The sequence below is a fragment of the Agromyces aureus genome (assembly GCF_001660485.1).
Classification (GTDB): Bacteria; Actinomycetota; Actinomycetes; order Actinomycetales; family Microbacteriaceae; genus Agromyces; species Agromyces aureus.
The window spans coordinates 446382-460708 of the sequence record NZ_CP013979.1 but is presented as its reverse complement, the minus strand read 5'-3'; the positions used below and the strand labels follow the sequence as shown (position 1 = coordinate 460708).

The window sequence follows — 14327 nt, the reverse complement described above, 5'->3', positions numbered from 1 at the left end:
CGAACGGATGCCGCGCCCCGGCGCTGTCCGCCGGGACGTGCGTGGGGGTAGCGAGGCGTGCGCGATCGGGCAGGCCTGTTCGCTCAGACTCCTCGCGCGGCGAAGATCGCTTCGATCTCCTGACGTTCGGTGGCGGCGGCGCTCTGGATCGTGCCGGCATCCGGCTTCAGCGGGTACGGCTTGCCGTCGGGGTCGACCCGCGACGCCTGGTGCGCCGTCCAGTCCTTTGCGACTGCGCCGACCGTTCGATTCACGGCACCTGTCGAGAGCATCGAGAATGCCTTCCTGGCGTTCGCCACGTTCGCAGTCGACTTCGCCGCGCGTTCGGTCGAACCGCCGCCTGCGACGACCTTGGCACCGCCGTAGAACCCGGCGATCAGACTGAGGTCGCGGTTCGGTCCGAAGTCCTTGTCGACACGGGCCGTGCTGTACGTCAGCACGGTGGTCAGGCTGTCGTACTCGCCCTTCGTGAGGATCGGCACGCCGGCGACCGAGAGGACCGCGTTGGCGTAACCGCGAGGGATCACGTGTTCCGACCACAGCCCGGGTCGGGGCGACGGCTGCGACCCGTGCGGCGCCACGTTGCCGACGTGCTTGTCCTGCTCGCCCGGCTTGACGCTCGACTGCCCGACCGCGGTGGGGTTCACGGCACCCGAGACCGCCCAGAACCCGTTCTGCACGATCAACTCGAGCGACGTCATGCGGTAGCGGAGCTTGATCGCGGTGAGCAATGGCCCGACGAGCATGCGGAGCATCGGGCGATCCGCGAAGCGGTTCACGATCTTGAGCCCGGCGGCGACGCCCTTGTCGAGCCGCGCCTTCTTCTCGGCCTCGACCTGCTCGGGCGTCTTCTCCTTGATGCCGAGCTTCTTCTTGACCTTGCCCCAGGCCTCCTTGCCCTTGGCCTTGATCTTGGCGAGCGCCTTCTTGCCGAGCGCGATGGCCTTCTTGCCGAAGGCGACGGCCTTGCCGACGACCCAGTCGATGACCTTGTTCACGGGCTTCTGCACGGCCTCGATGATCTTCTTGATCTTGCCGCTGATGCCGCCGAGGCCGAGGAGCGAGGCCATGAAGCCGATGATCACGGGCACCATGCGGCCGAGCGTGTTCTCGATGTAGCCGGCGACGGCGCCGACGCCGCCCGAGGCGATCGACTCGACCGAGTCGAGCACCGAGTCGACGAACGCCTTGATCTGCTCGGCCTTCTCGACGAAGAACATGACGACGTCGTAGATCATCTTGCAGGCCTTCACGAAGGCCGACGCCGGGTTCAGCATCGAGACGAGCCACACGATGCCGGCCTTGATGATCTCGACGGCGACCATCTCCTTGACCTGGCCCATGATCATCTCCTTGATGTCACCGACCTTCTCGAGGATCATGCGCCAGATGCCGCCGAGCCCTTCCTTGATGATGAGCTTCACGACGTCGAAGCCCTGCTCGACGAGCTCGATCGCGCCGGGCGGCAGCTTCGCTGCGATGCGGGCGCGCACGTTCGCCCACGTGAGCCCGAGGATCGAGAGCACGAGCTTCAGGATGCCCTGCAGGTCGAACTTGGCCGGCAGGTCGATGCCCGCCGACGACAGCGCACCGAACAGCCAGGTCTGCAGGCCGTTCTTGAGGTGCGTGGCGATGTTCGAGCCGAACGCCATGATGCCGCTCTTGACCGCGTTGACCAGGTTGCCGAGGAACGCGATGGGGTCCTTGATGATCTTCTCGACGGCGCCCGCAGCCCGCGCGAGGACGCCGAGCAGCATGGTCTTGAGCTTGAGGATCGTCTCGACCGCGCCGACCACCGCGTCCTTCGCCTTGTCGACGAGCCCCTTGTTGGCCTCCTGCATGGCCTTGATCTCGTCGTCGACGGCGGTGCGCGCCTCGACGTACTTCGTGGCGAGGTCCTCGGCGAGCGCCTGACCCTTCTCGTCGACGGAGGCCTCGAGCTCGTCGAACCGGCCGCCGACCTCCTTCGCGGCATCCGCCCCGACCTTCTGGAGCGAGGGCTTGAGGCTCTTCGTGTACGCCGCGATCTTCGCCTTGCCCTCGGCGACCTTGACCTTCGCGGCGGTGAGTTCGCCGCCGACGACGTCAGCGACGCGATCGATGGCCTTGGCCATCTCGCGCTCGTACGTGGCCCGGGCTCGCTTGAAGATCTCGTCGACCTCGGGCTCCGGCCCGAGCAGCAGGTCGGCGGTCCAGCGCATGGCGCCAATCGTGTCGTACGAGTAGCGCTTGTCGCGGAACGCCTTCATCTCGCGCGTGTGCTGCTCGGTGAACGCCTTCTTCGCCGCTCCCTCGCCCTCCTTGAACGCCAGGTCGACCTTCGCGTCGATGCCCGTGAGAATGAGGTCGACCGCGGTCTTGGTCTCGTCGAAGAGCCGCGTGACGTTCGCGGTCACCGCGGCTCGTTCCTGCTCGTCCTTCGTGCGCGCGGCCTGCTGTCCGCGGGCGACGCCGCTGCGGCTGGCGGCTCCGGCCCCCATGAGCCCGCCGGATGCCGCGGTGCCGGCGCTCGCGGCGCCCTGCTGGGCCTGCCCGAGCTGCTGCGCCTCCTGGGCCCTGAGTTGTCCGGGCGCGGCGACGGAGTGCGCCTCGGCCTGCGACTTCGCGGCGAGCGCACCCGTGAACTCCGGCTCGTTGGAGCGCCGGAGCTGGTCCTCGGTGACCCCGGCGTCGGCCATCTTCTGGTCGGTCTCGGCGGGGCCGTTGCGGAGGTCGGTCTGCTCAGGTGGTGCACGCGACGGCGCGGCCTGCGCGGCGTCGATCTTCGTCGGCCCCGGCGGGGCCTCGGTCGGGATCGGGGTGACATCCTTCTCGACCGCGCGCGACGGGTCGGGCGGTCGGGCGGATGCCTCGTTCATGGGTCGCGCGGCGGCCTGCGCGTTGCGTCCGGCGAGCCCGCGCACCTCGGCTCCGACCTGGTCGGCCTTGCCGGACTTCCCGAACTCGTCGGCGTCCTCGAGCGTCTTCGGCGTCTGCTTGTCGATCGCGGCCTTCACGGCGGCGACGAACGCGGCCTTGTCGAACCCGGCGGCGGGAACCGCGCCGAGCGCGTCGGCCTTCGCCGCCTTCGCCTGCGCGTCGCGGTCACCCGCGGGCGGCTGGGCCGCGTGCTGCGCCTCGAGGGCCTTCGTCGCCGGAGCCGGATGCTGCGCGGCCCGGCGCGTCGCCGACCTGATCGATCCGTTGGCCAGGCGCAGTCCGGGGTGCGCCGCCGGGTTCGGAGGGGGCGGCGCGACCGGGGGCGGCGGGATCGCACCTCGAACGAGGCGCTGCACCGCGGGCGAGCGTTCCGGCGGGGCGGCGAGCATGGCCGCGACCGCGGCGTTGCCGGCCGAGCCCTGAAGTCGCATGAGCTGCACGGGCACGGGCACGCGCCCGACGCCGGCGGGCGCACCTGCGCCGGCCGCGGACGTCCGCGCCGCAGGCGCGCGTACGGCGGGCGCCCGCGCGTGGTCGGCGCGAGCGCGCTCGGCGCTCGGCATCGTCATGCCTCCATTCCCGCGCATCGCCGTGCGGGCCGCGGCGGCATCCGGGATCCCATTGGGGCACGACCGGATGCCCGAACGGGCACCCCCTTCCCGAACCGAGGTCGGGAGGGCCACTCTTGAGTGGTGACGACGGTCGCGGGGAAGCAGCCTGCGCCGGTCCGGATGCCCAGCGCACGGACGGCGCACGCCGCACCCGCGCCGACTGCCGCGTCGAGCCCCGCGTCACGGCTGCCGGATGGGAGCGTGCTCGATCTTGTCGCGCTGCAGCGCAGTGCCGGCAATCATGCGGTGAACGCGCTCGTGCAGCGGCAACGACCCGGCGGCAGCGCGGCGTCGACGCGCCCCGGCGGTGCACGCAACGCGACCTCCGCCGCCCACCCGACCGTTCAGCGCGCGCCGGTCACCGTGCCGTCGCGGCAGGAGACGCTCTTCAACGACCGCAGCACGCCGGGCGTCGCGAGCGCCCGCGTCTACGGCGGCGCGGGGGGCGCCAACCTCGATCTCACCCGTGGCGGCACGCCCGAGGTGGCGAAGGCCACCGTGAAGATCCGCTTCGTCGACCAGTCCCGCACTCCCGTGCCGCAACCCGACGGAACGATGGGCCCTGACACCGAGAAGGTGATCCCCCCGGGCGACGCCCGACGTGCCTTCGCGCTGACCACCTGCACGACCGCGCCAGGCCACTGGAACAACCGAGCCGTGCTCGTCGGCGAGCGGGCGGCGCCCGGCATGATCGCCAGCATCTTCACCTCGGACAAGGGCGGGCCGGTGCGGCTGCCGTTGCGGTTCGCGGCCGAGCCGATCTGGGATCTCAGCGGCGCCGACAAGGGGTATCCGACCGTGCGGCTCTTCCCGCAGGCGCAGGCGGCCGGTGGTGCGGCACCCCATCGACGCCGGCAACTACTACATGAACGTGGCGGCCTACGGGGCCGCGAACGCCGAGGCGATCTACGCGCACGAGTACGGCCACCTCATCGGCCTCTCCGACGAGTACTCGCAGTCCAACCCCCAGATGCACGCGCTCATGCACGAGATGGACCCGGCGACCTCGGCGCAGCGCGGTGCAGCCCTCGACCGCGAGGCCGTGCGCCGCATGATCCTGGCCTCGCTCGTGCCGCAGCTGCACGCGCGGGTCGCGGGTGCCGCCGGCGAGATCTCGCAGCAGTTCCTGCGCGCGCAGGGGCCGGTGCGCTCCGCGCTCGGCGCGAGCGTCCGCGCCGCGATGGCCGATCCGACGACCGTCTCGATCCTGCAGATCGCGGTGCCGCCGACCGCGGCCGGGCTCACCCCGTACGTCGCCCGCACGCTCGCCGCCGCGGCGCGGAACCCCGGGAACACGACCGCTCCGGCATCGGCCGCGGTGGCCGCCGAGTTCGCGCCAGCGCCGATCGAGTCGATGCTGCGCCGGCTCTACATGTCGTCGCTGAACGGCGCGGCCACGGGCGTGGTCGACGTCGGCGCGAACCTCGGCATGCACATCAACATCGAGGGCGCGTCCGGCCTCACTGCAGACGGACTTCCTGCGGTTGGCGGCGCGACCGGGCTCTGGGCTGGCGGCCCGGCGGCAGCCGCAGACGTCTCGGCCGTCGTCGACCAGGTCGCCGGCGCTTCGCGCACCGGGCGCGTGCCCCCGCTGCGTGCGTCGGGCTCGATCCTGCGCGACCTGACCTCGCTGCCGGCCGGTTGGGCGGCGCTGGCCGGTGGGGCTCCCGCTTCGATGTCGGTCGCCACGGTGACCAACGACGTGAAGCAGTCGCTGGCGAGCGCGTTCATCGCGCGCACCGCGCCGATCCTCGCCGGAACGGCGGCCCCCACCACCACCTCGCGTCTCGGCCCGTTCGTCGCGGGACTGAACGCCGCCGCCCGCACCGCCGCGACGGCGGCCAGCACGAACGCCGTGCGCGCGTTCCTCGCGGCGGAGGTCACGCCGGTGATCACGAGGTCGACCACGTCGCTCATGGCGGCCCTCGCCGAAGAGGTGACCCGCATCATGGGTACCCCCGCCGAGAAGCTGGCGCAGGCGTCGCCGCGCGATCCTGCGATCGCCGGCATCGCCTCGGCGATGGCCGGACGGTTCACGCTGGCCAAGGCGGGGGCCACGGTCTCGCAGATCGTGAGCGGCGGCTCGGGCGTGAACCCCGGCACCGCCGCCCCCGCGCAGGAGGTCACCTACAGCACGGTGAACATGATGAGCGACAACACCGACATCTTCCGGGCCGACCAGTTCACGGCCATCGCGACCGCGTTCAACGGTGCCGGCCTCAAGAAGAGCCGTGAGAGCGACTTCCACGTCGAGATGGGTGCGGCGTGAGCGACGAGGCCGGCTCGCCGCGCCTGCTGGCTCGCGTACGCGGGCCCGAGAGCGACGTCGCCTTCGCGGTGACGGATGCCGCGTGCTGGGTGGCCGTGCTGCGCCGCCCCGGCACGGCGGGCGACACGGTCGGCACCTTCCGCGCTTCCTGTTCGAGCGTCGAGGCGGATGCCGCGCTCGAGGCCGCTCGACGGGCCCTGGCCGCGCAGCACGACGGCGAGAGCGGCGACGTCGGGTGGTCGATCGACCTCGACGGCCGCAGCGTGCTCGTCTCGCACGGCACGGCGGTCGACGAGGGCCTGGATGCTGCGGTCGATCCGCTCATCGCCCGCGCGCTCGCATCGCCCGTGGCGGCCGTGCGCCTCGAGGCGCACGTCGTCGACGTGCCCGGCATGGGCGCGATGCTCGGGTTCACGTTCGCCTCGCTCGGCACCGAGCCGACGTCGCTGCGGTTCGATGCCGACCGGTTTCAGGTGACGGATGCCGCGGGCTCGGCCTTCGCCCTTCCCGCCCCGTCACTCGGACTCGTCGACGGCGACGGCACGCTCCGCGACGGCCTGCACGCCACCGCGGAACTCCCGGCCGACCGGCGGGCCACCTGCTCCTTCCCGCTCGGCGCGGCCGGCGCCGGAGGCGAAGATGCGGGTGACGACGAGCGAGGCGGACTCGTCGGAGCCGACCTCCTCGGGGCTGCCCTCTCCGGCTCGATCGCCCTGGCCGGCCCCTGGTCGGCCGACGGCATCCAGCCGTTCACGGCCCAGGCGAGCGTGCAGACCGTGCCGAAGGGCGCGCTCGGCTGAGTGCCGGTTCGGCCCGCCGCCGCGGCTCAGCCCGCCGCTTCCTCTTCCTCTTCGGGAGCCTCCTCGCGCTGCACGAAGCTGCCCTGCACGGGCGCTTCCTCCTCCTCGCCCTCGGCGTGCCGTTGCACGGGCGCCGGCTCGCTCATGACGCGCGCGGCGTTGTCCGACGCGGCGCGCTCGAACCGGTCGCCCGGGTCGGAGACGCTCACCCCGCCACCTGTCGCGGTGCCCTCGACCGGACCGGAGCGCTGCTGCACGACGTGCGTCAGCTCGTGCGCGATCGTCGTCTGGCCCGCGAGCGATCCGGGGTCGTACGCGTCGCGCTGGAACACGACGTTGCTGCCGACGGTGTACGCGTTCGCACCGACCGATTTCGCCGAGTCGTGCGCCGCGGCATCCGTGTGCACCCGGACATCCCCGAAGTCGGCGCCGAGACGCGACTCCATGTCGGTGCGCACGCCCGCCTCGAGCGGTGCGCCCGACGACCCGACGACGTCGAGCACCGGCGAGCGTTGCTCCTCGACGAGTTCGCCGACGGCGCCGTTGCCCGCCTCACGCTGCAGCCGCAGCATGCCGGCCGGGCCGAGCACGTCGGCTCGGCGCTCCGCGAGACCGGTCGTCTGCACCTGGGTGTCGCGCGCGGAATCCGTCGTCCTCCGCGCGAGATCGAGGTCCGCGCCGTCGTAGTCATGTGCGTGCATGATGCACCTCCATGGTCGCCCGATCCCATTCCACTCCTGCTCGCCGCCGTCGGCGCGAGGTGTGCCCGATCGGGCATCTCCTGCGTCGCGAACGCGCGCCCGCCTGCGACCGCTGCGCCACCGCCGCCGCCCGTGCCACCGACATCCGCCCCTCCCTCATCGCCCAACGACGAGCGGCCAGTACGGCCCGAACTCGCGCTCGACCACGAGCCGGCCGAGCTTGCGGTACTCGCGGTGCACCGCGTGCACGAGGTGGCGCATGCGCACGAACCCGTCGTCGGCGGCCGCGAAGTAGGCGGCCGTGACCGCGGCCGAGCGGATCGCCCCGCCCGCGAGCTCGAACGCGTCGCCGAGGAACACGAGGTCGAGGTCGTCGCCGCGCCGCAGCCGGGAACCGAGGCTGCGATCCCAGAGGCGCGTGCGGTGCGCGGCATCCGGCATCGGGAAGTCGACGATCACGTCGAGCCGTCGCGTGAACGCCTCGTCGATGTTCGCGCGCAGGTTGGTCGCGAGGATCGCGAGTCCGTCGAAGGTCTCCATGCGCTGCAGCAGGTAGGCGCTCTCGACGTTCGCGTACCGGTCGTGCGCGTCCTTCACGTCGCTTCGCTTGCCGAACACCGCGTCGGCCTCGTCGAAGAGCAGCACGGCGTTCGTTCCGGCCGCGGCGACGAAGATGCGCTCGAGGTTCTTCTCGGTCTCGCCGATGTACTTGTCGATCACCGACGAGAGGTCGATCACGTAGAGGTCGAGGCCGAGCTCGCCGGCGACGACTTCGGCCGACATCGTCTTGCCCGTGCCCGAGTCGCCCGCGAACAGCCCGACCACCCCGTGCCCGCGCCCGCCGCCCGGGCGCATGCCCCAGTCGCCGAGCACCTGCTCGCGATGCCGCGCGCGCACCTCGATCTCCTGCAACGCGTCCATCGTCGCGGGAGGCAGCACGAGATCGGCCCACCCCACGCGCGGCGTGACCCGGCGGGCGAGCCGGTCGAGCGCCGACGCGTTCTCGGCCCGCGCCCCCGCGGCGAGGTCGGCGGCCGTGAGTTCGCCCGTCGTCGAGAGCGACGCCTGGGTACGCGCGGTCGCCGAGGCGCGCAGCACCTGCTCGGGGCGCAGCCGGAACTGCGCGGTGGCCGCCGCGACGTCGAGCCCGTCGGCGGCCGGACCGAGCGCCTTCGCCCAGAGCGCCGTGCGCTCCTCGGTCGTCGACGCCTCGACGTCGTCCATCGCCGGCAGCTCGCGGAACCAGCCCGGATCCCAGGTCGGCTCGCCGACCAGCACCGTCGGCCGCGGCGAATCGGCGAGCACCTCGATGAGCGCCGGCTCGGTCTCGAGCGTCACGGGCGACACGACGACGCCGCGACCCGTGAGCCGGGCCTCGCGCACCGCGAGACGCGCCAGACCTGCGGCATCCGCTTCACGACCGAGTCGAGGGAGGTCGACCTGCACCGTGCCGAGCCCGCTCGCACGCAGCGCACGCCTGGCGATCGCCTCGCCGGAGCCGGTCGCGGCCTCGCGCAGGTACATCAGGCGGATGCCGCCGGCCAGCGCATTGCGCAGACGGCGATCGTCGCCCCACTCGATCTCCTCGGCCTCGACGAGCACGCCGTCGAGCGAACGGTCGGGGGTGTCGTCGCCCAGCAGGTGGCCGACGACGCGGTCGGGCACGCGCACCGCGCGCCCCGGCAGCGGACGGTCCTCGTCCTCGACGATCACGAGTCCTCCCGCCACGAGCGGCCCGGTGAGCAGCCGCGCCCGGTCGGCGGCGTTCGTGAGCGGTACCCCGCAGAGCTCGAGTGCGACCGTGACCGACGGGCGTCGTCGCCCGACGTCGTCGTTGAGGTAGCCGAAGAACCGCTCGAACCTTGGATCCAGATCTGCGGCGAGCGCGATCACGAGCAGGTCGACATCGATGGGCGCGAGCCCGAACTCGTCGGCGAGCCGCCGCAACCGCACGGGGTGGCCCGCCGCCTCGGCCATGTCGGCGGCCTGCTCGCACGCGGCGAGGCGGGCCGAGGCATCCGACCAGTCCGGCACCCCCGGCGCACCCTCGAGCATGCGATCGATGAGCTCGTCGCTGAGGTAGAGCCCGCGGAACGGGTCGTCGGGCTGCGGGTCGACCGCGCGCCGTGCGGCGACGAGACGCCGGATGCGATCCTCGATCGCGCCGAGACGCCCGAGCAGGTGCGCGAGGCCAGGGTCCTGCGCCATCTCAGTCCTCGTCGGAGGCCGGCTCGAACCTGGCATCTTCACTCCCGAATCCCATGGCCTCGAAGCTGGCCCCGACGCCCGCGGTGACGGGCGGACCGACGTGGTACGCGATGGCGCGGCTGAGCGGCGCCGTCACGACGACGTCGAGCGACGGCTTCAGTTCGCCGCCGAGCGACGACCAGACGTCGGCGAACGCGCGATCCTCCGGCGGCGGCTGCGCGATCGTGATCGAGCAGGGCAGGCCGGTCTCGGCGAGGGTGTCGACGACGAATCCGTCGGGGATCGCGTCGAAGCGCAGGAAGCAGCGCAGCAGCGCGTCGAGCAGGCGGTGCTCGTCGTCGGGCCGCTGGGTCCACGCCGTCACGAGGTACGAGAGCTTGAAGTACCGGGGCGCCGGGGCGCGCGAGACGACGATGCCGGTCTCGTCGCGCGACTCGATGAAGCCGAATTCGCGGCGGCGCACATCCTCGCGGATGTCGTAGAGGAACAGGTCCACGGTGGGCGCGTTCCGCCTCGCCGCCCAGTCCTTGGTGGGCGCGTCGAGCGCGATGTCGATGTCGGCGGCGATGCCGTCCGACGCCTTCACGAGCGACTTGAGCGCCTCGTCGATCTCGCCGATCATCCGCCCCTCCCCACCAGATCGGGGCCCATGCCCGTGCGCGGCACCACGAGGAGCTGATTGCTCGACGGGATGTCGGCGAACTGGCCGTCCTCGCTGTGCATGATGAGCGTGCGCGCCCCCGCGAACTGCCAGCGCAGGATCACGAGCGACCAGCGCGCCTCGGTCGGGTCGTCTGGGTTCGGCCACTGCACGGCCGACATCGTCGCGAGCCCCTCCCACCGCAGCGTGACGTTCGCATTCGGCGGCAGGTACTTGCCGTACGCCTCGATGCCGTCGCCCGGTGACGCCACCGTCTGCGCGATGAGCAGGTTCGGCTGCAGCACCGTGAAGGGCTCGCGGTCCTCGCCGATCCACGACGGCGGCAGGGTGCCGTCGAGCGGCTCGGGCACGGGGGCCGGGTCGGGCTCCTCCGGCAGCACCGGCGGAGGCGTCGGGCACACGACGAACTCGTCGGTGCACACGCACACGCCCTCGTCGTTGATGAAGCAGCCGTCGGGCGGCCACGGCTCGGGTTCCGGCACGGGCTCCGGCTCGGGTGCCGGCGGCGGCGGGGGCACGAACGAGAGGCTCACGCCGTCGACGGCGAGGTCGTTCGTGCGCGGGAGCACCTCGGGCACCGGCGGCAGGGTCGGCGGCGGCATCGCGAAGGTCAGCGTGACCACGGCGGATGCCCCTGGCGCATCGAGTCCCGTCACGACGCACGTCGTGCCGGAGAAGCTCGCGCACCCCGTGTCGGCCGTCTTCGTGAGGTACCCCGCCCAGTCGAAGTCGAGGCCGACCTCGAGACCGGGAAGGGTCGCGCCGGGGCTCTCTCGCGTGATCGTCGTCGTGACGACGAGCTGCTTGCCGCCGGTGTAGCCGGGATCGCGGTCGAGTGCGAGATCGAGCGTGACGGTCGCGCGGATGCGGGTGACGGGGTCCGCGTCGGGGGTCACCCACTCGGTCGGCAGTTCCTGCGGGCCGTCGGCGTTGAGCTCGAAGAGCCGGGTCGCCTCGGCGCGCACGTCGCCCGTCAGCACGCTGCCGGGGGGTGCACCACCGACCGAGAACTCGAGCCCGATCAGGGCCACGGCGCCGGGTTTCGACAGGGTGATCGTGCAGATCGTGCCGTCCCACGACTCGCACCCCGTGGGCGGGGCGGTCGGATGCAGGAAGGCCGGCCACGTGATCGCCACCTCGACGACGAGCGACCCGAGGGGGTCGCGCAGCGAGCCCGTCACGAACGAGTTGCGCGTCGCCGTGATCGTCGCACCGACGTCGTCGCCGCCCTCCCAGACGAGATCGCGCTCGACCTCGACGTCGAGCGGGATGAACGGCTCGACGGGGCCGAGCGGCTCGTCGTCGGGCACGATCCACTCCACGGGCAGATCGGTGCTCTCATCGCCGAAGGTGTTCTGCAGGAAGACGCCCTCGGCGGCTACCAGTCCGTCGACCACGCCCGGTCCGATCGAGAATGCCAGGGCGACGGTCGGGCCCGCACCCGGCTCCTCCAGTACGACCTCGCACACCATTCCCGTCACCTGCGGCGTGCATCCGGTCGGCGTGCTCATCGGCGTGAGGTAGTCGGGCCAGGTGATCGCCATTCTGACGAAGAGCGTGCCCCAGAGCTCGTACGAGGAGCTGTCCTCCTCGACCTCCCGAGCCGCCCGCGTCGGGGTGACCAGCGCCGACAGCATGGGTCCGCCCTCCCAGACGTAGTCCTCGCTGAGCACGACGTCGAGCGTCACGAGCTCGGCATCGGTGATCTGCGAGTCGTAGGCGGACTCGAGCCAGGGGTCCGGCGCCGCGACGACGCCGCCGTCGAACTCGAATCGCCCCGCGACCTGATCCGCAGCGAGGAACCCGACCCCGACCTCGTCGGGCGGCGCGAACGCCATCGTGATCTCGACCTCGGAGCCGGGCGCGTCGAGCCCCACGATCGTGCAGATGCCGGCGACGTACGTCGCGCACCCGACCGGATCGCCGACCGGTACGAGTGCGGCGTCGGGAGACAGGTCGACGTCGAGCTCGAGTCCGAACAGCGTCACCGCGGCGGCCTCGTCGTGCCGCACCCGCACGACGCCCTCGATGCCCTCCTCGCCGAGCGTCGAGAGCTGCGGCCGCAGTTCGATCTCCATCGGGAACGGCCGGTACAGGGCGATGACGGATGCCGCCTCGACCCCGGTCCACGTGCCGGGGATGTCGAGCGCCCCCGGAGGCCGAGGGGTGGGGGCCGCCTTCACGATTGCCTGGCGTACGTCGGCCGCGGTGGCGACGGCCGCGCCGCGCACACCGCCGGGGCCGCCCGAGCCGCCGCCCGCGCCGGCACCGCGCTCGCCATCGGCCGCCAGCCGGATCGAGGCATCCTGCTGCAACGGGGCGATCGAGATGATCGGTCCGGGCGGAACGTACCAACCGCCCTGCCCGATGATCGAGACGGCTCCCTGACCTCCGTTGCCCGGCGGCACGTCGAATTGCATGGTGAACACGGTCGTCTTGCGCGCGCTCGTCGGCTCGGTGATCGCGCACGACCCGTTGATGAGGCCGTCATCGCAGGCGTCGGCGGGCGTCGTGCCGCCGACCGGGGTGAAGAAGGTGGGCCAGTTGATCGCGAACTGCACCTGCGACCCGTTCATCGTGGGGGCCGCGCTCGGGGCGTGCACGACGGTGAAGGTCGCCGTGACCCGCTCGCCGATCCCCGTCGTCGACACCTTCCGGTCGACCGAGACCGCGGCGGAGAACACCGGACCCATCTCGAAGTAGTCCTGATCGCCGACGATGTCCTCGGCCACGAGGTCGAAGCTCGCGAGCCCGTCACCCGTGTCCTCCCACCCGCGCACGGTGCTCACCTGCACGACGGGCAGCGAAGGCGGCACCCCGCTCAACGCGAAGACGTAGGTGAACGCCACGACGCCGCCGACGGTCGGCGACGGCGTCACGTCGCAGGCGCCGCCGCGCACCGGCGCAGACGAGTACGACCCGTCGGCCGTGCGGTACCCGTCGCACCCGACCGGCGCATCCGGAGCGGTCGTGCGAAGGGTCAGGCCGGCGGGAGGATTCCAGTCGAGCCCCACGCTGAGGCGTGCGAGATCCGGGTAGGCGTCCGGTCGGTTCGTCGTCACGGTCACGGTCGCGGTGACCCGGCCGCCGCCCGCCGCCGACTTCGGCGCGGTCACCACGTCGACGGAGTAGGCCGGTTCGTCGGCCGCGGCCGCGACGGAGACCGGCCCGAGCATCGAGGCACCGAGCAGCACGGCGAGCGTCATGGCGACACTCGCCCAGGCGATCCGGCTCCGGCTCGTCACGGTCCTCCTCCGACCTTCCAACATTCGAGGCAGCGGCGCTGCGCGGCATCCGACGCGGGGCACCCTTCCGCGCATGCGCGGATGCCCCGACGGGCACCGGCCCGAGGCACCCGATCCGGCGCCCGGGCGCCCGCCCCCGGCATCCGCTCAGATGAGCCCCTCGCGCACCGCGTAGGCGACGGCGTGCGACCGGTTGCGCAGCTGCAGGCGGGTCGTCACGTCGTGCAGCACGTTCTTCACGGTGCGTTCGGAGTAGCAGAGCTCCTTCGCGATCTGCGAGGTGTCCCACCCCTCGGCGACGAGCTTCAGCACCTCGACCTCGCGCGAGGCGAGGCCGCTGAAGGTGATGCCGCGCGGGTCGAGCACCGTGCGCTGCAACCGGCCGACCTGGTCGAGCAGGCGCCCCAGCAGGTCGGGCGGAACCGTGCCCTCGCCGGCGGCGGCGGCCGTGATCGCCGACAACAGGCGATCGGTCGTCGCCTCTGAACGTCGCAGCAGCCCGACGACGCCGCACTCGACGGCATCGACGAGCACCCGGTCGTCGAGCTGCGCGGCGACGAGGATCACGCGCGCCTCGCCGTTGCGGCGCAGGAACCGCAGGCTGTTCATCGTCTCGTCGTCGAACTCGTCGACGACCACGAGCACCACCTCGGGCGCATCGGGGTCGTCGGGTCCGACGATGCGCACCTCGGGCCTCGGCCTCAGCGCGCTCGTCACGCCCGCCTCGGAGATCGGGTCTCGTGCGTAGACCCGCACGGTCGTTCTGGTCATGGTCGTTCCCCCTGGAGTCGGAATGGCGTGCAGCGATGCACTCGTACAGGGGGAATACGAACAGGATGCCGCGCCGTCCTCTTCGCGCACTCAACATCCGCTCAACGGGCAACTTCGGCTGCGCGACCGGCTGACCGCGCAG

The 14327-nt window shown here is 72.2% G+C and carries 8 protein-coding genes; 2 read left to right on the top strand and 6 right to left on the bottom strand.

The features are described from left to right. Positions 1-83: 83 nt before the first annotated feature. Positions 84-3488: a phage tail protein gene (locus tag ATC03_RS01930; RefSeq protein WP_067872472.1), complete on the bottom strand. Its 3405-nt coding sequence runs from the start codon at positions 3486-3488 to the stop codon at positions 84-86. Positions 3489-4362: 874 nt separating this feature from the next. Here ATC03_RS01930 and ATC03_RS01920 point away from each other — a divergent pair. Both ATC03_RS01920 and ATC03_RS01915 read left to right on the top strand, forming a co-directional pair. Continuing rightward, positions 4363-5799 carry a hypothetical protein gene (locus ATC03_RS01920; RefSeq protein WP_152030824.1) on the top strand — a complete coding sequence of 479 codons (1437 nt, stop codon included), beginning with the start codon at positions 4363-4365 and terminating at the stop codon, positions 5797-5799. Further along, positions 5796-6599, top strand: a complete 804-nt coding sequence (locus ATC03_RS01915; protein ID WP_067872463.1) for a hypothetical protein — start codon at positions 5796-5798, stop codon at positions 6597-6599. The genes ATC03_RS01920 and ATC03_RS01915 overlap by 4 nt, the downstream gene beginning before the upstream one ends. A 26-nt stretch (positions 6600-6625) precedes the next feature. On the opposite strand, the gene ATC03_RS01910 is transcribed toward ATC03_RS01915, so the two are convergent. The 5 genes from ATC03_RS01910 to ATC03_RS01890 form a co-directional block, all read right to left on the bottom strand. After that, positions 6626-7300, bottom strand: a complete 675-nt coding sequence (locus ATC03_RS01910) for an eCIS core domain-containing protein (protein ID WP_067872460.1) — start codon at positions 7298-7300, stop codon at positions 6626-6628. 156 nt (positions 7301-7456) lie between these two features. Continuing rightward, the gene (locus ATC03_RS01905) at positions 7457-9508 is read right to left on the bottom strand and encodes an ATP-binding protein (protein WP_084003194.1); all 2052 of its coding nucleotides are present in this window, start codon (positions 9506-9508) and stop codon (positions 7457-7459) included. Position 9509: 1 nt separating this feature from the next. After that, entirely contained in the window at positions 9510-10130 is a 621-nt protein-coding gene (locus ATC03_RS01900) for a Pvc16 family protein (RefSeq protein ID WP_067872455.1), read from the bottom strand. After that, positions 10127-13414 carry a hypothetical protein gene (locus tag ATC03_RS01895; RefSeq protein WP_152030823.1) on the bottom strand — a complete coding sequence of 1096 codons (3288 nt, stop codon included), beginning with the start codon at positions 13412-13414 and terminating at the stop codon, positions 10127-10129. The genes ATC03_RS01900 and ATC03_RS01895 overlap by 4 nt, the downstream gene beginning before the upstream one ends. Positions 13415-13561: 147 nt before the next feature. Then, on the bottom strand, positions 13562-14185 hold the full coding sequence (locus tag ATC03_RS01890) for a response regulator transcription factor (RefSeq protein WP_067872449.1): 624 nt from the start codon (positions 14183-14185) through the stop codon (positions 13562-13564). Between the last annotated feature and the right edge of the window lie 142 nt (positions 14186-14327).

What these genes read in the sequence shown, in the direction of transcription:
- ATC03_RS01905 (WP_084003194.1), bottom strand. Translation starts at nt 9,508, where the DNA reads ATGGCGCAGGACCCTGGCCTCGCGCACCTGCTCGGGCGTCTCGGCGCG.
- ATC03_RS01910 (WP_067872460.1), bottom strand. Translation starts at nt 7,300, where the DNA reads ATGCACGCACATGACTACGACGGCGCGGACCTCGATCTCGCGCGGAGG.
- ATC03_RS01930 (WP_067872472.1), bottom strand. Translation starts at nt 3,488, where the DNA reads ATGACGATGCCGAGCGCCGAGCGCGCTCGCGCCGACCACGCGCGGGCG.
- ATC03_RS01890 (WP_067872449.1), bottom strand. Translation starts at nt 14,185, where the DNA reads ATGACCAGAACGACCGTGCGGGTCTACGCACGAGACCCGATCTCCGAG.
- ATC03_RS01900 (WP_067872455.1), bottom strand. Translation starts at nt 10,130, where the DNA reads ATGATCGGCGAGATCGACGAGGCGCTCAAGTCGCTCGTGAAGGCGTCG.